The 18,173-nt window shown below is 70.3% G+C and carries 21 protein-coding genes; 16 read left to right on the top strand and 5 right to left on the bottom strand.

Features of this window, described 5'->3' with window-relative positions; all coding sequences use genetic code 11:
• Nucleotides 1-14 precede the first annotated feature (14 nt).
• The 9 genes from ACIRSS_RS13220 to aroA all read left to right on the top strand — a co-directional run bounded on the left by ACIRSS_RS13220 (nt 15) and on the right by aroA (nt 8,040).
• Nucleotides 15-560, top strand: coding sequence for a F0F1 ATP synthase subunit B (locus tag ACIRSS_RS13220; RefSeq protein WP_400897440.1), 546 nt, complete (start codon nt 15-17; stop codon nt 558-560).
• Nucleotides 561-566: 6 nt separating this feature from the next.
• Nucleotides 567-1,391 carry a F0F1 ATP synthase subunit delta gene (locus tag ACIRSS_RS13215; protein WP_400894217.1) on the top strand — a complete coding sequence of 275 codons (825 nt, stop codon included), beginning with the start codon at nt 567-569 and terminating at the stop codon, nt 1,389-1,391.
• 56 nt (nt 1,392-1,447) lie between these two features.
• Nucleotides 1,448-3,088 carry a F0F1 ATP synthase subunit alpha gene (gene atpA, locus ACIRSS_RS13210; protein ID WP_400894215.1) on the top strand — a complete coding sequence of 547 codons (1,641 nt, stop codon included), beginning with the start codon at nt 1,448-1,450 and terminating at the stop codon, nt 3,086-3,088.
• Between the two features lie 11 nt (nt 3,089-3,099).
• The gene (locus ACIRSS_RS13205; RefSeq protein WP_400894213.1) at nt 3,100-4,047 is read left to right on the top strand and encodes a F0F1 ATP synthase subunit gamma; all 948 of its coding nucleotides are present in this window, start codon (nt 3,100-3,102) and stop codon (nt 4,045-4,047) included.
• Nucleotides 4,047-5,474, top strand: coding sequence for a F0F1 ATP synthase subunit beta (gene atpD / locus ACIRSS_RS13200; protein WP_364452811.1), 1,428 nt, complete (start codon nt 4,047-4,049; stop codon nt 5,472-5,474). Before ACIRSS_RS13205 ends, atpD begins: the two co-directional genes overlap by 1 nt.
• Before the next feature lie 114 nt (nt 5,475-5,588).
• A complete protein-coding gene (locus ACIRSS_RS13195; RefSeq protein ID WP_086672637.1) occupies nt 5,589-5,954 on the top strand; it encodes a F0F1 ATP synthase subunit epsilon in 366 nt (121 codons plus the stop codon).
• A 25-nt stretch (nt 5,955-5,979) separates the two neighbouring features.
• A complete protein-coding gene (locus tag ACIRSS_RS13190; RefSeq protein ID WP_285476232.1) occupies nt 5,980-6,414 on the top strand; it encodes a DUF2550 domain-containing protein in 435 nt (144 codons plus the stop codon).
• A 56-nt stretch (nt 6,415-6,470) separates the two neighbouring features.
• On the top strand, nt 6,471-6,791 hold the full coding sequence (locus ACIRSS_RS13185) for a putative quinol monooxygenase (protein WP_400894211.1): 321 nt from the start codon (nt 6,471-6,473) through the stop codon (nt 6,789-6,791).
• Between the two features lie 10 nt (nt 6,792-6,801).
• Nucleotides 6,802-8,040: a 3-phosphoshikimate 1-carboxyvinyltransferase gene (aroA, locus tag ACIRSS_RS13180; RefSeq protein ID WP_400894209.1), complete on the top strand. Its 1,239-nt coding sequence runs from the start codon at nt 6,802-6,804 to the stop codon at nt 8,038-8,040.
• Here the strand turns inward: aroA and ACIRSS_RS13175 are convergent.
• Nucleotides 8,037-8,612 (bottom strand): cob(I)yrinic acid a,c-diamide adenosyltransferase, encoded by a 576-nt coding sequence (locus ACIRSS_RS13175; protein ID WP_400894207.1) that lies wholly within the window; start codon nt 8,610-8,612, stop codon nt 8,037-8,039. The two genes, aroA and ACIRSS_RS13175, sit on opposite strands and share 4 nt — an antisense overlap.
• Nucleotides 8,613-8,673: 61 nt before the next feature.
• Here ACIRSS_RS13175 and murA point away from each other — a divergent pair, with 61 nt between their 5' ends.
• Complete coding sequence (gene murA, locus ACIRSS_RS13170) at nt 8,674-9,948, top strand: UDP-N-acetylglucosamine 1-carboxyvinyltransferase (protein ID WP_400894205.1); 1,275 nt, start codon at nt 8,674-8,676, stop codon at nt 9,946-9,948.
• Nucleotide 9,949: 1 nt separating this feature from the next.
• Here the strand turns inward: murA and ACIRSS_RS13165 are convergent, their stop codons facing one another.
• Nucleotides 9,950-10,543 carry a TetR/AcrR family transcriptional regulator gene (locus ACIRSS_RS13165; protein ID WP_400894203.1) on the bottom strand — a complete coding sequence of 198 codons (594 nt, stop codon included), beginning with the start codon at nt 10,541-10,543 and terminating at the stop codon, nt 9,950-9,952.
• Nucleotides 10,544-10,637: 94 nt separating this feature from the next.
• Between ACIRSS_RS13165 and ACIRSS_RS13160 the strand changes: the two genes are divergently transcribed.
• The 3 genes from ACIRSS_RS13160 to ACIRSS_RS13150 are packed head-to-tail and all read left to right on the top strand — an operon-like array spanning nt 10,638 to nt 13,061.
• Nucleotides 10,638-11,063 (top strand): nuclear transport factor 2 family protein, encoded by a 426-nt coding sequence (locus tag ACIRSS_RS13160; RefSeq protein WP_400894201.1) that lies wholly within the window; start codon nt 10,638-10,640, stop codon nt 11,061-11,063.
• Nucleotides 11,056-11,874 carry an NmrA family NAD(P)-binding protein gene (locus tag ACIRSS_RS13155; RefSeq protein WP_400894199.1) on the top strand — a complete coding sequence of 273 codons (819 nt, stop codon included), beginning with the start codon at nt 11,056-11,058 and terminating at the stop codon, nt 11,872-11,874. Before ACIRSS_RS13160 ends, ACIRSS_RS13155 begins: the two co-directional genes overlap by 8 nt.
• Nucleotides 11,871-13,061, top strand: coding sequence for an alpha/beta hydrolase family protein (locus ACIRSS_RS13150; protein ID WP_400894197.1), 1,191 nt, complete (start codon nt 11,871-11,873; stop codon nt 13,059-13,061). Before ACIRSS_RS13155 ends, ACIRSS_RS13150 begins: the two co-directional genes overlap by 4 nt.
• Here the strand turns inward: ACIRSS_RS13150 and ACIRSS_RS13145 are convergent.
• Both ACIRSS_RS13145 and ACIRSS_RS13140 read right to left on the bottom strand, forming a co-directional pair.
• A complete protein-coding gene (locus ACIRSS_RS13145) occupies nt 13,058-13,681 on the bottom strand; it encodes a LysE family translocator (RefSeq protein ID WP_400894195.1) in 624 nt (207 codons plus the stop codon). The two genes, ACIRSS_RS13150 and ACIRSS_RS13145, sit on opposite strands and share 4 nt — an antisense overlap.
• A complete protein-coding gene (locus tag ACIRSS_RS13140; RefSeq protein WP_400894193.1) occupies nt 13,681-14,304 on the bottom strand; it encodes a LysE family translocator in 624 nt (207 codons plus the stop codon). Before ACIRSS_RS13140 ends, ACIRSS_RS13145 begins: the two co-directional genes overlap by 1 nt.
• A 131-nt stretch (nt 14,305-14,435) precedes the next feature.
• On the opposite strand from ACIRSS_RS13140, the gene ACIRSS_RS13135 reads away from it, so the two are divergent.
• The 3 genes from ACIRSS_RS13135 (at nt 14,436) to ACIRSS_RS13125 (ending at nt 17,614) form a co-directional block, all read left to right on the top strand.
• Nucleotides 14,436-14,957: a PH domain-containing protein gene (locus tag ACIRSS_RS13135; protein WP_400894191.1), complete on the top strand. Its 522-nt coding sequence runs from the start codon at nt 14,436-14,438 to the stop codon at nt 14,955-14,957.
• 62 nt (nt 14,958-15,019) lie between these two features.
• On the top strand, nt 15,020-15,514 hold the full coding sequence (locus tag ACIRSS_RS13130; protein ID WP_400894189.1) for a hypothetical protein: 495 nt from the start codon (nt 15,020-15,022) through the stop codon (nt 15,512-15,514).
• 84 nt (nt 15,515-15,598) lie between these two features.
• Complete coding sequence (locus tag ACIRSS_RS13125; protein ID WP_400894187.1) at nt 15,599-17,614, top strand: protein meaA; 2,016 nt, start codon at nt 15,599-15,601, stop codon at nt 17,612-17,614.
• Here ACIRSS_RS13125 and ACIRSS_RS13120 read toward each other — a convergent pair.
• Complete coding sequence (locus tag ACIRSS_RS13120; RefSeq protein WP_400894185.1) at nt 17,607-18,149, bottom strand: cysteine hydrolase family protein; 543 nt, start codon at nt 18,147-18,149, stop codon at nt 17,607-17,609. The two genes, ACIRSS_RS13125 and ACIRSS_RS13120, sit on opposite strands and share 8 nt — an antisense overlap.
• Between the last annotated feature and the right edge of the window lie 24 nt (nt 18,150-18,173).

The raw sequence follows: 18,173 nt of genomic DNA, 5'->3' as shown, positions 1-18,173 counted from the left end.
TGCTGAACAGTGCCATGCTCCTCGCCGCAGAGGAAAAAGCGCACAACCCGATCATCCCCGACATCTCGGAGCTGATCCTCGGCATCGTCGCCTTCCTCATCCTGCTGTTCATCCTCAAGAAGTACGTCGTCCCTCGCTTCGAGGCCGCGTACGAAGAGCGTGCGCAGAAGATCGAGGGCGGCATCGAGAAGGCCGAGAAGGCCCAGGCCGAGGCCGAAGAGGCGCTGGCCAAGTACAAGGCTCAGCTGGCCGACGCCCGGGCCGAGGCCGCGAAGATCCGCGACGACGCCCGGCTCGAAGCCGAGCAGATCAAGGCGGAGCTGCGGGCCGAGGCCGAGGCCGAGTCCCAGCGCATCGTCGCCCAGGGGCAGGCCCAGCTGCAGGCCCAGAAGGCGCAGATCATCGCCGAGCTGCGGGCCGACATGGGCCGCAACGCCGTGGAGCTGGCCAGCCGCATCGTCGGTGAGTCGCTCGAAGACGAGGCGCGCCGTCGTGGCACCGTCGACCGGTTCCTCGCGGAGCTGGAAACCGCCGGTGCCGCTGGTGGGGCGGGGAAGTAGAGCCAGATGACGCTGCATGCTGCGAGCCGTGAAGCGCTCGGCCTCGCCGAGGAACGCCTCGGCGAGGTTCTGGCCGACGCGGGAGCCGACGCGGCCACGGTCGGCGACGAGCTGCTCTCGGTCGTCGACCTGCTGGACGCCGAGATCGGCCTGCGCCGGGCGGTCAGTGACGCTTCGACGTCGCCGGAGGCGCGCCGCGGGCTGGTGCGCCGGCTGTTCGACGGCAAGCTGTCCGAGCCGACCCTCAAGGTGCTCGACGCCGTGGCCGGCAGCCGCTGGTCCAGCCCCCGTGAGCTGACCGACGGGCTCGAGGAGCTCGGCCGCTCGGCACTGCTGACCGCGGCCGAGAAGACCGGGAACGTCGACACCGTCGAGTCCCAGCTGTTCCAGGTCGCGCGGATCGTGGCGCGCGCCCCGGAACTGGAGGCCGCGCTCTCCGACCTGGCCGGTCCCGCCGACGCCAAGCGCACCCTGGTGCGCGGGCTGTTCGCCGACAAGGTGGACGTCGTCACCGAGACCCTCGTCGAGCAGGTCGTGCGCCGGGCCAAGGGCCGCGGCGTCGGCGTCGGGCTCGACAAGCTGGTCAAGCTGGCCGCGGAACGCCGACAGCGCTCGGTCGCGTACGTGACCAGCGCGAGCGCGCTGTCGGACGAGCAGACCGCCCAGCTGGGCGCGAAGCTCAACGACATCTACGGGCGGCAGATCGCGCTGCACGTCGAGGTCGACCCCCGGCTCGGCGGCGGGCTCGTCGTCCGCGTCGGTGACGAGGTCATCGACGGGAGCGCGGCGGGCCAGCTGGCGGCGTTGCGCAGGCGGCTGGCCCGGGCGTAGCCCCGGTCACACAAGACTTTGCATACTGGCAAGAACGAAGCGAGAGCGGGAAAGACATGGCCGAGCTGACGATCTCCTCGGATGAGATCCGTAGCGCGATCGAGAACTACGTCTCGAGTTACGCCCCGGACGTGAGCCGGGAAGAAGTTGGCATCGTGGTGGACGCCGGTGACGGCATCGCCCACGTCGAGGGCCTGCCCTCGGCCATGGCCAACGAGCTGCTCGAGTTCCCCGGCGGCATCCTGGGTGTCGCGCTGAACCTGGACGCGCGCTCCATCGGTGCCGCGATCCTCGGTGACTTCGAAAGCATCGAAGAGGGCCAGCAGGTCAAGCGCACCGGCCAGGTCCTGTCGGTGCCGGTCGGCGACGGCTACCTCGGCCGCGTCGTGAACCCGCTGGGCCAGGCGATCGACGGCCTCGGCGAGATCGAGACCACCGACCGCCGCGCGCTGGAGCTGAAGGCCGCCTCGGTCGTCGAGCGCCAGCCGGTGTCGGAGCCGCTGCAGACCGGCATCACCGCCATTGACGCGATGACCCCGATCGGCCGCGGCCAGCGCCAGCTGATCATCGGTGACCGCAAGACGGGCAAGACCGCCGTCGCCGTGGACACGATCATCAACCAGAAGGCCAACTGGGAGACCGGCGACCCGAAGAAGCAGGTCCGCTGCATCTACGTCGCGGTCGGCCAGAAGGGCTCCACGATCGCCGCGGTCAAGAAGTCCCTCGAGGACTCGGGCGCGATGGAGTACACCACCATCGTCGCGGCCCCCGCGTCGGACTCCGCCGGCTTCAAGTGGATCGCGCCGTACACCGGCTCGGCCATCGGCCAGCACTGGATGTACGAGGGCAAGCACGTCCTCATCGTGTTCGACGACCTGACCAAGCAGGCCGACGCCTACCGCGCGATCTCGCTGCTGCTGCGCCGCCCGCCGGGCCGTGAAGCCTTCCCGGGCGACGTCTTCTACTTGCACTCCCGCCTGCTGGAGCGGTGCGCCAAGCTCTCGGACGAGCTGGGTGCCGGCTCGCTGACCGGGCTGCCGATCATCGAGACGAAGGCCAACGACGTGTCGGCCTACATCCCGACGAACGTCATCTCGATCACCGACGGCCAGTGCTTCTTCCAGTCGGACCTGTTCAACGCCGGCCAGCGCCCGGCCATCGACGTGGGTATCTCGGTCTCCCGCGTGGGTGGTGCCGCGCAGGTCAAGGCGATGAAGGACGTCGCGGGCTCGCTCCGCATCGACCTGTCGCAGTACCGCGAGCTGGAGGCCTTCGCGGCCTTCGCCTCCGACCTCGACGACGCCTCCAAGGCGCAGCTCGAGCGCGGTGCCCGGCTGTACGAGGTGCTCAAGCAGCCGCAGTACTCGCCGATCCCGGTCGAGGAGCAGGTCCTCACGGTGTACCTGGGCACGAACGGCCACTACGACTCGGTCCCGACCGAGGACGTGCGCCGCTTCAACCACGAGTTCATCGACTCGGCCCGCCGCAAGCACGCCGACCTCATCAAGAGCATCCGCGAGACGGGCAAGTTCCCGCAGGAGACTCGCGAAGCGGTCGTCGAAGCGGTGAACGAGTTCAAGAAGGAGTTCACCACGTCCGAGGGCAAGCCCCTGGTCGAGGCGGACGCCGACGCGATGGACGCCGACAAGGTCGGGCACGAGACCGTCAAGGTCAACAAGCCCGCCCCGAAGAAGTGAGCTGATAGCTCATGGCCGCACAACTCCGGGAACTCCGGTCGCGCATCAAGGCGACCAAGTCGATCGGCAAGATCACCAAGGCGATGGAGCTCATCGCCACCGCGCGCATCACCAAGGCGCGGGCGAAGGTCGCCGCTTCCCGGCCGTACGCGGACGAGATCACCAAGGTGCTCTCGGCGCTGGCCGGTGCGGCGGCCAACCTCGACCACCCCATGCTGGTCGAGCGCCCGAACCCGACGCGGGCCGCCGTCCTGGTCGTGACCAGTGACAAGGGCCAGTGCGGTGGCTACAACTCCAACGTGCTGCGCGCGACCGAAGAGCTGCTCGCCCTCCTGCGTTCGGAGGGCAAGGAGCCCGAGGTCTACGTCACCGGCAACAAGGGCCTGAACTACTACCGGTTCCGCGACCGCGAGGTCGTGAACAGCTGGACGGGCTTCTCCGACCAGCCGGCCTACGCCGACGCGGTCGCCGCCGGCGAGGCCCTGGTCGAGTCGTTCATGCTCGGCGTGGACGACGCGCACGGCAACGGCGACGGCATCACGGGTGTCGACGAGATCCACATCGTCTACACCGAGTTCGTGTCGATGCTGACCCAGCGGCCGGTCGCCAAGCGCGTCGCGCCGCTCGAGGTCGAGTACACCGACGGCGAAGAGGAGCAGCAGCCGAAGCCGGGCGAGCTGCTCCCCAGCTACGAGTTCGAGCCGAGTGCCGACACGCTGCTGGACGCTCTGCTGCCGAAGTACATCAACACTCGGCTGTACGCGGCGCTGCTCGAGTCCGCGGCGTCCGAGCTGGCCGCCCGCCGGACGGCGATGAAGGCCGCGTCGGACAACGCGAACGAGCTGGTGGGCAACCTGACGCGGGAGATGAACCAGGCCCGCCAGGCGCAGATCACCCAGGAGATCTCCGAAATCGTCGGTGGCGCGAACGCGCTCACCGCAGCAGGAAGTGATGATTGATGACCAGTACTGAAGCCCCGCGCGCCAAGGGGCGCATCGTCTCGGTGACCGGGCCGGTCGTCGACGTCGAGTTCCCGCGCGGTTCCGTTCCCGACCAGTTCAACGCGCTCAAGGTCGAAATCGAGTTCGAGCAGCTGCGCAAGACCGTGACGCTCGAGGTCGCCTCCCACCTGGGTGACAACCTCGTCCGCACCATTTCACTCCAGCCGCAGGACGGCCTGGTCCGGGGTGCCGAGGTCACCGACACCGGCAAGCCGATCACCGTCCCGGTGGGCGACAAGGTCAAGGGCCACGTCTACAACGCGCTCGGCGAGTGCCTCGACGAGCCCGGCTACGGCGACGACCTCGAGCGCTGGGGCATCCACCGCAACCCGCCGTCCTTCGACCAGCTCGAGGGCAAGACGGAGATGCTGGAGACCGGCCTGAAGGTCGTCGACCTGCTCACCCCGTACGTCCAGGGTGGCAAGATCGGCCTGTTCGGCGGTGCCGGCGTCGGCAAGACGGTGCTCATCAAGGAGATGATCACCCGCGTCGCCCGGAACTTCGGTGGTACGTCGGTGTTCGCCGGGGTCGGCGAGCGCACCCGTGAGGGCAACGACCTCTTCCTGGAGATGTCCGAGGACGGCGTCATCAACGACACCGCCCTCGTGTTCGGCCAGATGGACGAGCCGCCGGGCACGCGCATGCGCGTCGCGCTGTCGGCGCTGACCATGGCGGAGTACTTCCGCGACGTCCAGAACCAGGACGTGCTGCTGTTCATCGACAACATCTTCCGGTTCACCCAGGCCGGTTCCGAGGTGTCGACCCTGCTGGGCCGCATGCCTTCGGCCGTGGGTTACCAGCCGACGCTGGCCGACGAGATGGGGCAGCTGCAGGAGCGGATCACCTCGACCCGGGGCCGGTCGATCACCTCGATGCAGGCGATCTACGTCCCCGCGGACGACTACACCGACCCGGCCCCGGCCGCGACGTTCGCCCACCTGGACGCCACCACCGAGCTCTCCCGGTCGGTGTTCCAGAAGGGCATCTTCCCGGCGGTGGACCCGCTGGCGTCGACGTCGACGATCCTCGACCCGGCCATCGTCGGTGAGGACCACTACCGCGTCGCCTCCGAGGTCATCCGGATCCTGCAGAAGTACAAGGAGCTGCAGGACATCATCGCGATCCTCGGTATGGACGAGCTGTCGGAAGAGGACAAGCTGACCGTTCAGCGCGCGCGCCGCATCGAGCGGTTCCTGTCGCAGAACATGCTGGTCGCCGAGGCGTTCACGCAGATCCCGGGCTCGACGGTGCCGCTGTCGGAGACGATCGAGTCGTTCGACCGCATCACCAAGGGTGACTTCGACCACTACCCGGAGCAGGCGTTCCTGGGTATCGGTGGCCTCGAGGACCTCGAGAAGAAGTACAAGGAAATCACCAAGAAGTGATTCCGTGAGCACGGCGGGGGCAGTGTCCATTGTGGACTCGTGCCCCCGCCGTTCTCGTAACCCGAGACATACCTATTACACTCGGTGGCAACACCCCGAGTTAAGGAGTGCTACGTGGCCGAGATGTCCGTGGAGCTGGTGGCCGTCGAGCGCCGTCTCTGGTCGGGTACCGCCACTTTCGTGGTGGCGCAGACGACCGAAGGCGAGATCGGCATCATGGCCGGCCACGAACCCGTGCTCGGGCAGCTGGTCGAAGGTGGCGTGGTCAAGGTGACGACCACCGACGGCGAGACGGTCTGCGCGGCCGTGCACGGCGGATTCCTCTCCGTGACCGGCACCGGCGTGAGCATCCTCGCCGAGAGCGCCGAGCTTTCCGACGAAATCGACGTCGACGCGGCCAAGGCGGCCTTGAGCGCCGACGACGAGACCGAGCGGACGAGGGCCTCGGCCCAGCTCCGCGCGGCAGGCAAGTCGGTCTGAGCGGGAGACGGGCAGGAGCCGGGCCGTGAAGATCACCGTGGTCGTAGTGGGGCTCCTGATCGTGCTCGCCGTGCTGGTCGCCTGGTACGGCCAGCGGTGGATCCGGATGCGCCGCGGCGGGGGCGTGAGCGTCGCGCTGCGGTGGCGTCCGGACGCCGCCCGGTCCAGCTGGCACCTGGGGCTCGGCCGGTACGAGGGCGACGAGTTCGTCTGGTACCGGGTGTGGAGCCTGCGGACCGGCCCCGACCGCGTCTTCCAGCGCGAAAGCATGCAGATCGCCGACCGGCGCGACCCGTCCGGGACCGAGGCCTACGCCGTCCCCGAGGGCTCGACCGTGTTGCGCTGCGAGTCCGAGACCCAGGAGGCGATCGAGATCGCCATGGGGCCGGGCGCGCTCACCGGGTTCCTCTCCTGGCTCGAATCCGCCCCGCCCGGGCGGCGCCTCCCGCGCGCCTCCTGACCCCTGTCTCAAACTGGGACAGCCGCACCCCCGCTCCAGGGCTTAGGGTTGAGCGCATGATCTTCATCGTGGTCAAGTTCCCGGTCAAGCCCGAGCACGCCGAAGCCTGGCCGGAAATCGTCGCCGACTACACCCGGAACACCCGCGCCGAAGACGGCAACAAGTTCTTCGAGTGGTCGCGCAGCCTCGACGACAAGAACACCTACGTGCTGGTCGAAGGCTTCGAGGGCCAGGACGCTGCCGTCGCGCACGTCGGGTCCGACCACTTCAAGTGGGCGGTCGGGAACCTGGGTGCCTACATCAGCGACCACCCGCAGATCATCAACGTCCAGGACGCCTCCGACTGGGGCCCGATGGCGGAGATCCAGCCCCACTAAACTGGGGTTCGTGACCCTCGTCGAGATCCCCGGTTCCAAGTCCGTCACCGCCCGCGGCCTGTTCCTGGCCGCCGCCGCGCACGGCACCACGACCCTCGGCCGCCCGCTGCACTCGGACGACACCGAGGGCTTCGCCGAGGGCCTGGTCAAGCTCGGCTACCGCGTCGACCGGCAGCCGGGCGCGTGGACCATCGAGGGCCGCCCGTCCGGCCCCGGCGTCGCCGAGGCGGACGTCTTCTGCCGCGACGGCGCCACGACGGCCCGGTTCCTGCCCGCGCTGGCCGCGGCCGGCACCGGCACGTTCCACTTCGACGCGTCCGACCAGATGCGCCGGCGCCCGCTCGGCCCGCTGACCGACGCGCTGCGGGAGCTCGGCGTCGACCTGACCTTCCACGGCGAGCCGGGGCACCACCCAGTGACCGTCCGCGCGAACGGCGTCAAGGGCGGCGACCTGACCCTCGACGCGGGGCTGTCGTCGCAGTTCCTGACGGCATTGCTGCTGCTCGGACCGTTGACCGCGGAGGGCCTGCGGATCACCGTGACCGACCTGGTGTCCGTGCCCTACGTCGAAATCACCCTCGAGATGATGCGCCGGTTCGGCGTCGACGTCCGTCGCGAGGGCAAGACGTTCGTGGTGCCGCCGCAGCCGTACCAGGCGTGCGAGTACCCGGTGGAGCCCGACGCGTCGACGGCCAGCTACTTCCTCGCCGCGGCGGCCGTCACGGGCCGCACGGTGACCATCCCGGGCCTCGGCTCGTCGGCCCTGCAGGGTGACGTGAAGTTCGCCGACGTGCTGCGTGAGATGGGCGCGCACGTGGACCTCGCCGAGGATTCGGTGACGGTCGCCGGTCCGTCGGACGGCCTGCGCGGCGTCACGGTGAACATGCGCGACATCTCCGACACGGTCCCGACGCTGGCGGCGATCGCGCCCTTCGCGTCCGGGCCGGTGCGCATCGAGGACGTCTACAACACGCGCATCAAGGAGTGCGACCGGCTCGACGCGTGCGAGGAGAACCTGCGTGCGCTGGGGATCCAGGTCGAGACGGGCCGGGACTGGATCGAGATCCAGCCGGGCACGCCGACGGGTGCCCTGGTCAAGTGCCGCCGCGACCACCGGATCGCGATGGCGTTCAGCATCACCGGCCTGCGGACGCCCGGCATCACGCTGGACGACCCGGACTGCGTGAAGAAGACGTTCCCCGGCTTCCACCAGGCGCTGGGGTCGCTGCGGCAGAGCTGGGGGATCTAGGAGGGCTGCCCGCCCGGCTGCCAGAGCACGTCACCCTCGGGGTTGGCCAGCCGGGCGAGGATGAACAGCAGGTCCGACAGCCGGTTCAGGTACTTGAGCGCCACCGGGTTCGTCGTCTCCGGCTCCGCCTCGTACAGCTCCCACGCGGACCGTTCGGCCCGGCGGGACACCGTCCGCGCCTGGTGCAGGAACGCCGCGCCCGGCGTGCCGCCCGGCAGGATGAACGACGTCAGCTTCGGCAGCCGCTCGTTGAACTCGTCGCACCAGCCCTCGAGCCGTTCGACGTACTTCTCGGTGATCCGCAACGGCGGGTAGGGCGGGTCGTCGGAAATCGGCAGGCAGAGGTCCGCGCCGACGTCGAAGAGATCGTTCTGCACCGCACGCAGCACATCCGCGACTTCGTCCGCCAGACCGCCCATCGCGATCGCCAGGCCCAGCACCGAGTTCGTCTCGTCGGTGTCCGCGTACGCGCCCAGGCGCGGGGACGTCTTCGGCACGCGGGACCCGTCGCCGAGCGCGGTCGTGCCGTTGTCGCCGACCTTCGTGTAGACGCGGTTGATGCGAACGACCATGAACCCACCATAGCGGCCCCCGCCCGGGCCGAATCCGGGCGAGAGGGCATGATTGGCGGCCATGAGCGAGCACTTCGACGTGCATGGCGGAGCCCGGCTGGTCGGCGAGGTCGACGTGGTCGGCGCCAAGAACAGCGTGCTGAAGCTGATGGCCGCGGCCCTGCTGGCCGAGGGCACCACGACCATCACGAACTGCCCGCAGATCCTGGACGTCCCGCTGATGGGCGACGTGCTGCGGAGCGTCGGCTGCGAGGTCGTCATCGAGGGCGACACCGCCACCATCACGACGCCGGCCGAGCTGTCGCACCGCGCGGACTCGGCCGCGATGGGCAAGCTGCGCGCGTCCGTCTGCGTGCTGGGCCCGCTGGTGGGGCGGCTGAAGCAGGCGGTCGTGGCGCTGCCGGGCGGCGACGCGATCGGCTCGCGCCCGCTGGACATGCACCAGAACGGCCTGCGCAAGCTGGGCGCGACGAGCACGATCGAGCACGGCTGCGTCGTCGCGAAGGCCGAGACGCTGGTCGGCGCACAGATCTGGCTGGACTTCCCGAGCGTCGGCGCGACCGAGAACATCCTGATGGCGGCCGTGCTGGCCGAGGGCACCACGGTCATCGACAACTGCGCGCGCGAGCCCGAGATCGTCGACATCTGCACGATGCTCACCGAGATGGGCGCGAAGATCGAGGGCGCCGGGACGTCGACGCTGACCGTGCACGGCGTGGAGCAGCTGCACCCGACCGAGCACAGCGTGATCGGCGACCGGATCGTCGGCGCGACCTGGGCGTTCGCCGCGTCGATGACCCGCGGCGACATCACCGTCCGCGGCGTCAACCCGCACCACCTCGACCTGGTGCTGAACAAGCTGCAGCTGGCCGGCGCGGACGTCGAGACGTTCGGGGACAAGGGTTTCCGCGTGGTCCAGCCCGAGCGCCCGAAGGCGGTCGACTGGGTGACACTGCCGTACCCCGGCTTCGCGACCGACCTGCAGCCGTTCGCGGTGGCGCTGTCGGCGGTGTCCGAAGGCACGTCGATGATCACGGAGAACGTCTACGAGGCGCGCTTCCGGTTCATCGAGGAGATGATCCGCCTCTCCGGCGACGCGCGCACGGACGGCCACCACGCCGTGGTCCGCGGGGTCTCCCGGCTGTCCAGCGCGCCGGTCTGGGCGTCCGACATCCGCGCGGGCGCCGGTCTGGTGCTCGCCGGCCTGTGCGCGGACGGCGTCACCGAGGTCTGGGACGTCTTCCACATCGACCGCGGCTACCCGCACTTCGTGGAGAACCTGAACCGGCTGGGCGCGAACATCGAGCGAGTCACCGGCGAGCCGGCCCGGACGTGAGTCACGCCCCCTGCGCGCCCAGCGCGCGCAGGGCGTACTCGACCAGCCGGTCGACGTAGTCCGGTTCCGCCGGGGCCCGGCGGACCACCAGGCGCCAGTAGATCGGCGCCGCGAGGACGTCGAGCCCCATCTCCAGGTCGAGGTCCGCGGGCAGCTCGCCGCGCGCGATCGCCCGGCGCAGCATCACCTCGCCGACCTCGCGCCGGAGGCCGCCGATGTTCTCGCGCGTGCTGCGGGAGCGATCGGGGTTCCGCGCGTCCTCCGCGACCAGGTCCGGCAGGATCCGGGAGAACAGCGGGTGCGCCAGCCAGTCGATCAGCGCCTGCATCGTCTCCCGCAGGTCACCGCGCAGTGAGCCGGTGTCCGCCGCGGCCGCGCGGGTGACGCTGAACTCCGTGACGACCGCGGCGATCATCTCGTCCTTCGACTTCCAGCGCCGGTAGAGCGCGCTCTTGCCGACGCCGGCGCGTTTCGCGACGGCCTCCATGGACAGCCGGCCGTAGCCCTGCTCGGCGAGCTCGTGCAGGACCGCGTCGGTGATCGCCTGCGTGACCTCGGGCTGGAGGACCGCGGCGCCGGTCGGGGTGCGTGCCATGAGGCGCAGTCTAACGGGTGGACGAGACGGTACCGTCCTGTCTATCCTGACGTCGGGACGGTACCGTCTCGTCCAAACGTTCAGGGAGACTCCGATGGAACTGCGCGACCTCGTCGACCACGGGATCGACTTGCTGCTGAAGCACGACATGGCCGGGTTCGCCGGGCTCTGGGCCGAGGACGGGGTCCTCGAGTTCCCGTTCGCCGGTCCGGGCTACCCGAAGCGCGTCGAAGGGCGCGACGCGATCACCGAGTACCTGCGCGACTACCCGAACCTGCTCGACATCCGCGAGGTCGTCGCGAAGAACGTGCACGAGACGACCGACCCGGCCGTGGTCGTCGCCGAGTTCACCGTCGGCGGCGTCGTGGTGGCCACCGGGAAGCCGTACGAGCTGTCGTACATCGCCGTGATCACCGTCGAGGACGGCGAGATCCGGCACTACCGCGACTACTGGAGCCCGCTCGCCGCGGCCGAGGTCCTCGGCGGCGTCGACGAGCTGACGGCGGCCTTCGGTGGCTGACGTCCTGGTCCTGGGCGGCACCGGGACGACCGGGCGCCGGGTCGTCGCGGGCCTGCGCGACGCGGGGTTCGCGGCGCGGGCCGCCACGCGCAAGCCGGGCGAGCCCGGTCAGGTCCGGTTCGACTGGACCGACCGCTCGACCCACGCCGACGCACTGCGCGACGTCTCCGCGGTGTACCTGCTCGCGCCGATCGGCGAGGCCGCACCGGCGGGCCTGGTCGAGCCGTTCCTCGACGACGCTCTCGCCGCCGGCGTCCGCCGGGTCGTGCTGCTCAGCTCGTCGGCCGTCACGGCGGACACGCCCGGGCTCGGCGACCTGCAGCGGCTGGTGCGCGCGGCGCCGGAGTGGGCCGTGCTGAGGCCGTCCTGGTTCATGCAGAACTTCACCGGCGAGCACCTGGTCGCCCAGGGCGTGCGGGACGGCGAGATCGTCACGGCCACCGGCGACGCCCGGGTCGCGTTCGTCGACGCCGGGGACATCGCGGCGGTCGCCGTCCGCGCGCTGACCGACCCCGAACCGCACAACACCGAACACGTCCTGACCGGGCCCAGCGCGGTGAGCTACGCCGAAGCCGCGTCGATCATCGCCGCGCGCACCGGCCGTCCGGTGCGCCACCGCGCGGTGAGCACCGAAGAGTTCGCCGCGCGCCTGACCGCGTCCGGGATTCCGCCGGAGTTCGCGGCGGTGCTCGCCGCGCTCGACGAGGACATCCAGCGCGGTGCCGAAGACCGCGTCACCACGGCCGTCGAGGAAGTCACCGGCCGGCCCGCCCGCTCGTTCCGCACGTTCGCCGAGGAGGAAATCCGATGAAGCAGATCCTGTTCGAAGAGGACCCGCAGTTCTGGTTCGAGACGCTGCGCCTGTTCGGCCACGCGACCTACGGCGGCTCGGACTTCGGCGAGGTGCTCGCCGCCGCGTCGACCGTGACGGCCGGGGACTACGACAGCTGGCACGACGCCTACCGCGCCCTGGCCGACCGGCTGTACGCCGAGGCGGCCGACGCCGGCCCGGTCACCGCGCGCGACCTGCTGCTGCGCGCGTCGACGTACTACTTCTCCTCGGAGTTCTTCCTGCACGGCGACCCGGCGGACCCGCGCATCGCGTCGGCGTACGACCGCAGCGTCGAGTGCTTCCGGCGCGCGGGCGTCGCCGAACCGGTCGAAATCCCTTACGAGGGCACGGTTCTGCACGGTTACTTCTACCGCGCGCCGGGCGACGGGCCGAAGCCGCTGCTGCTGATCCACAGCGGGTTCGACGGCAGCGCCGAGGAGTGCCACTTCATGGGCGCGGCGGCGGGTGCTTCGCACGGTTACCACGTCCTGACGTTCGACGGCCCCGGCCAGCCGAGCGCGATCCGGCGCGAGAAGCTCGTGTTCCGGCCGGACTGGGAGCACGTCGTGACGCCGGTGGTGGACTACGCGCTCGGTCTCGACGGCGTCGACCCGTCCCGGATCGCGTTGCTGGGCATCAGCTTGGGCGGCGTGCTGGCCCCGCGCGCGGCGGCGTTCGAGCACCGGCTGGCGGCGGTGGTCGCGGTCGACGGCGTGTACGACGCGGGTTCCGCGGTGACGCAGATGCTGCCGTGGCCGCGCGAGGAGATCGTCCGCCGGGCGCGGGCGGCGGAGGACGCGGAGTTCGACGCGATCCTCGCCGCGGGCCGGCAAGCGAGTCCGACGTTGCGCTGGGCGTGCGACCACGGCCGGTACGTCCTGGGCGCGGCGACGGACCGCGAGTTCGTCGCGAAGTACCTGGAGTACACGCTCGAGGGCGGCGTCGCGGAGAAGATCGAGTGCCCGACGCTGGTCTGCGAAGCGGCGGACGACCTGTTCTTCGCCGGGGAGACGGAAACCGAGCCGCGCCGGCTGTACGACCACTTGAAGGCGCCGAAGACGCTGCTGACGTTCACGGCGGAGGAGGGCGCGGACGCGCACTGCCACGTCGGCGCCCAGCGGCTCGCGACCGGCCGGATCTACGACTGGCTGGACCGGACGCTCTAGCCTTCGAAGGCGAGCGCCGCCCCGAAGCCGACGAGAGCCGCGCCCGTCGCGCCGTCCATGGCGCGGCGGACGCGGCGGCGCTCCAGCCACTCGCGGACCCGGTGCACGAACAGCAACAGCAGCACCTGCCACACCACGCCGAGCGCCGCGACCGTGTAGGCCAGCAGCAGCGAGTCGGCGAACGTCGACGCCGGGGTGAGGAACTGCGGCAGCACCGACAGGTACAGCACGATCACCTTCGGGTTGGTGATGTTCGACAGGAACCCCTCGCGGAACCGGCGTCCCCGGGTACCGCGGGCGCGGCGGACGTCGTCGAGGGTTTCGTAGTTCCCGCGCCAAGCGCCGCGCAACGCCTGGATCCCGAGGAACACCAGGTAGGCCGCGCCCAGCCACTTCACGGTCTCGAACAACGGCTGGTAGCGGGTGATCACCGCGCCCAGGCCGAACGCGACCGCCGTGCCCTGCAGGAAGTTCGCGACGCTGATGCCCGCGCAGGCCCAACCGCCGCCGCGGGCGCCGCCGGTCAGGGCGTTCTTCAGGACCACCATCGTGTCCGGGCCCGGCATCATCGCCAGGAACGCCATCATCCCGGCGAACCCGAGGTAGGTGCTCCACGTCATCAGGACTCCAGGGCGAGAGCGGCGCCGAACCCGAGCAGCGCGGTGCCGGTGACGCCGTCCAGCGTACGGCGGACCCGGCGGCGGCCCAGCCACTCACGCACGCGGTGGACGAACAGCAGCAGCACCAGCAGCCACAGCCCGCCGAGCACCGCGACGGTGTAGGCCAGCACGAGCGAGTCGCCGAGCGTCGAGGACGGCGTCAGGAACTGCGGCAGCACGGACAGGTACAGCACCAGCACCTTCGGGTTCGTGACGTTGGAGAGGAACCCTTCGCGGAACCGCCGGAACCCGCCGCCGCGGCGGCGCTGCGCGTCCCCGACGACGTCGTAGTTGCCGCGGAACGCCCCGCGCAGCGCCTGGAACCCGAGGAAGACGAGGTAAGCGGCGCCGGCCCACTTGAGCGCGAGGAACACCGGCTGCGACCGCGCGATCAGCACGCCGAGCCCGAGCGCGGCGGCGCTGCCCTGGACGGCGTTGCCGGCGAAGATGCCGAGCGACGCGAGCAGCCCGCCGCGGAACCCGCCGGACAGCGCGTTCTTCAGCATCACCATCGTGTCCGGCCCCGGCGCGAGCACGATCAGGACCACGATGACCAGGTAACTCCCGTAAGCACTCCACGTCACGGCTGCCCACGCTAATCGAGGAGCAGCGGTCCGGTCTCGCGGATTTCGGTCACAGTGCACTGAGCGTGCGCGGGCGCTCGCAGCGCGCTCGGAGCTCGGCGCGAGAGGCCGCGGCAGAGTAGTGTTCGGCCATGTCAGCAGGGGAAATCGATCTTCTACCCGGTGAGCGCGTGCTCTGGGCGGGAGAGCCGGTCCAGCGCCCGCTCTACGTCGCCGCGGACGGGGTGATCGCCCCTGCCGGACTCATCCTGGCCGTCGCCGCGCTCTGGTTCCTGCTGGCCAAGCACCCCAGTGGCGGCGCCATGGCCGGAACGGTCGTGGTGCTGGTGGTCGGTCTGTACGGCGCCGTCGGCCGATCGGCCGTCCGGTACCTCGCGCTCGGCCGCACGACCTACGCCGTGACCGACAGCCGGGTCATCGCGCGCACCGGCCTGTTCCGGCAGCGGGAACGCTCCAGCGAGCTGGCCGGCCTGTCGGCGCCGGTCCTCAAGCCGGGACCGTCCCGCACCGGCACCATCGCGTTCGGCGAGTCCGGTTCGGTGACGCTGATGGGCGTCGGCGAGCCCAAGCGGGTCCGCGACCTGCTCACCAAGGCCATCGACGAGGCCAAGGGCCGCCAGGCGCCGCCGGAAGCGGACAGCCCGGCCGCCTGAGGGCAACCGGAACGGCCTTCCCGAGCGTCACCCGCGCAAAGAGCGCTGGGGAGGAGGCCGCCGTGGAAGAACCGATCTTCGCCCTGCGGCCGGGTGAGCGGCTGCTGTGGTCGGGCCGGTCCCAGCGGACCGTCTTGAGTCACCTCGAGCGGGTCCGCCTCGTCGTCGGCACGGGTGCGGTGGCGTTGATCGCCGTCGGCACTTTTCCGTACGGCTTGGTCTTCGCCGCCCCAGCGCTCGTCGTCATCTGGGGGCCGGTGCTCTGGCGGTTGGAGACGACGCGCAGCGAGGTGTACGCGGTCACCGATCAGCGGGTCGTGGTGGCCGACGGGGCCACGGGCTACATCCGCACCTGGACGGACCTGGGGCTGCCGTCGGTCACCCCGATCGGCCGCGACGGTCTGGGCACGCTCACCTTCCCGGTGCCGGGTAAATACTTCTACGTTTTCGGCCGGTGGGTGCCGGCGAAGCACCAACCTGCGCCGATCGAGCTGTTCGCCGTGCCGGACGCCGAAGGGATCCGCGCGCTGATCGCGGCGGCACAGGCCGGGGCTTGAGTCACCCGGACGTGTCCGATTGCACTGCCACCCCAAGTTACCGGTCGGTACACTCGACGAAACGTCCACCGCCGGAGGTGCCCAGTGCCGTACCCAACGGACCACGAGCGAGACCGACCGTGGGTGATGCGCACGTACGCGGGGCACTCCTCCGCGGCCGCGTCCAACGAGCTCTACCGGCGCAACCTCGCGAAGGGGCAGACCGGCCTCTCGGTGGCCTTCGACCTGCCCACCCAGACCGGCTACGACCCGGACCACCAGCTCTCGCGCGGTGAGGTCGGCAAGGTCGGCGTGCCCGTGTCGCACATCGGCGACATGCGGCGGCTCTTCGACGGCATCCCGCTCGCCGAAGCCAACACGTCGATGACGATCAACGCGCCGGCCATGTGGCTGCTCGCGCTGTACGTCTCCGTGGCGCGTGAGCAGGCCGAAGCCGAAGGCCGGGACGTCGACGAAGTCCTCGCGAAGCTGACCGGCACCACGCAGAACGACATCATCAAGGAGTACCTGTCCCGCGGGACGTACATCTTCCCGCCGGGGCCGAGCCTGCGGCTGATCACCGACATGATCGCGTGGACCGTGCACCACGTGCCGAAGTGGAACCCGATCAACATCTGCAGCTACCACCTGCAGGAAGCCGGCGCGACGCCGACGCAGGAGGTCGCCTACGCGCTGTGCACCGCGATCGCCGTGCTCGACGCCGTCCGCGACTCCGGGCAGGTCGACGCGGCCGACATGGCCAAGGTCGTCGCGCGGATCTCGTTCTTCGTCAACGCCGGCGTCCGGTTCGTCGAGGAGATGTCCAAGATGCGCGCGTTCACCGCGCTCTGGGACGAAATCACGCGGGACCGTTACGGCGTAACGGATCCGAAGGCGCGCCGGCTGCGCTACGGCGTCCAGGTCAACTCGCTCGGGCTCACCGAAGCCCAGCCGGAGAACAACGTCCAGCGGATCGTGCTGGAGATGCTCGCGGTGTCGCTTTCTCGCGGCGCCCGCGCCCGCGCGATCCAGCTGCCCGCCTGGAACGAGGCCCTCGGCCTGCCGCGGCCGTGGGACCAGCAGTGGGCGCTGCGGATGCAGCAGGTGCTCGCGTTCGAGACGGACCTGCTGGAGTACGAGGACATCTTCGACGGCTCGCACGTCATCCAGGCCAAGGTCGACGAGATCATGACCGGCGCGCGCGAGGAGATCGCGCGCGTGCAGGACCTCGGCGGGGCGGTTGCCGCCGTCGAGAGCGGCTACATGAAGTCGCAGCTCGTCGCGTCGCTGGCCGAATACCGTCGCGGGATGGAGAACGGCGAGCGGATCCTGGTCGGCGTCAACAAGTTCGAGACGACCGAGCCGTCGCCGCTGCAGGCCGAGGGCGCGAAGGCGATCGAGACGATCGACCCCGCCGTCGAAAAGGCCGCCGTCACGGCGATCGAAGAATGGCGTACCCACCGCGACAACGACGCTGTCGAGCGGTCGTTGGCGGCGCTGAAGGAACGCGCGCAGACCACCGAAAACCTCTTCGAGGCCACTGTGGACTGTGCGCGGGCCGGCGTGACCACCGGCGAGTGGGCCGGCGCGCTGCGCGAGGTGTTCGGCGAATACCGCGCGCCCACCGGGGTTTCCGCGGCCGCCGCGGGTGGTGGCGACCCGGGGATCGAGCGGGTGCGCGAACGCGTCCGCGCCACCGAGGCGGAACTCGGCGAACGGCTGCGGATCCTGGTCGGCAAGCCGGGCCTCGACGGGCACTCCAACGGCGCCGAGCAGGTCGCCGTCCGCGCGCGTGACGTCGGTTTCGAGGTCGTCTACCAGGGCATCCGGCTGACGCCCGAGCAGATCGTCGCGGCCGCCGTGCAGGAAGGCGTGCACGTCGTCGGGCTCTCGGTGCTGTCCGGCTCGCACCTGGAGGTCGTCCCGAACGTCGTCGACGGCCTGCGTGCCGCGGGCGCCGGGGACGTGCCGGTGATCGTCGGCGGGATCATCCCGCCGGACGACGCCGCGCTCCTGACCGAACGCGGCATCGCCCGGGTGTTCACGCCCAAGGACTACGAGCTGACCGAGATCATGGACGGCATCGTCTCGCTCGTCCGGGAGCGCAACGGGCTCAGCTGAGCCCGGCCAGGATGTCCTTTGTGGACTTCACGGTGGCGAACTGGTTCGCCAGGTTCGCCGCCGTGACGCGGTACAGCTCGTCCGCGGTCACCTCCGGGAGGTCGAACGTGAACGTGGCGTCGAGGGCGAAAGTGACGTCGTAGCCGAGGTTCCCGCCCATCCGCGCGGTGGTTTCGCAGCAGAAGTTCGTCTGGATCCCCGCCAGGACGAAGCTCGTGATGCCGCGCTTGCGCAGCCACGCGTCGAGGTCGACGTCGCCGATGAAGGCCGAGTTGACCTTCTTGCCGAACACGAGGTCCGGGCGCGCGCCGTCCAGTTCGGGCTTGAAGTCGTTGCCCGGCTGACCGGGCCGTAGCGGCGAATCGGGTTTCGTGGAGTCGTGGTGCACGAGCACGACGGGCAGCCGCCGCTCCTGCCACGCGTCGAGGAGCGCCTTCATGTTCGCTTCGGCGCCGGGGTTGTTGCGCGGTCCCCAGAAGTCCGCCTCGTCGAACCCGCGCTGGACGTCGATCAGGATGAGTGCTGTTTCGGTCATGACGTCGAGTTTCGCGGGCTTCTC

This window comes from Amycolatopsis sp. NPDC101161 (genome assembly GCF_044768185.1).
Classification (GTDB): domain Bacteria; phylum Actinomycetota; class Actinomycetes; order Mycobacteriales; family Pseudonocardiaceae; genus Amycolatopsis.
The sequence above is the reverse complement of the archived record's forward strand: the minus strand, read 5'-3'. Positions and strand labels throughout refer to the sequence as shown.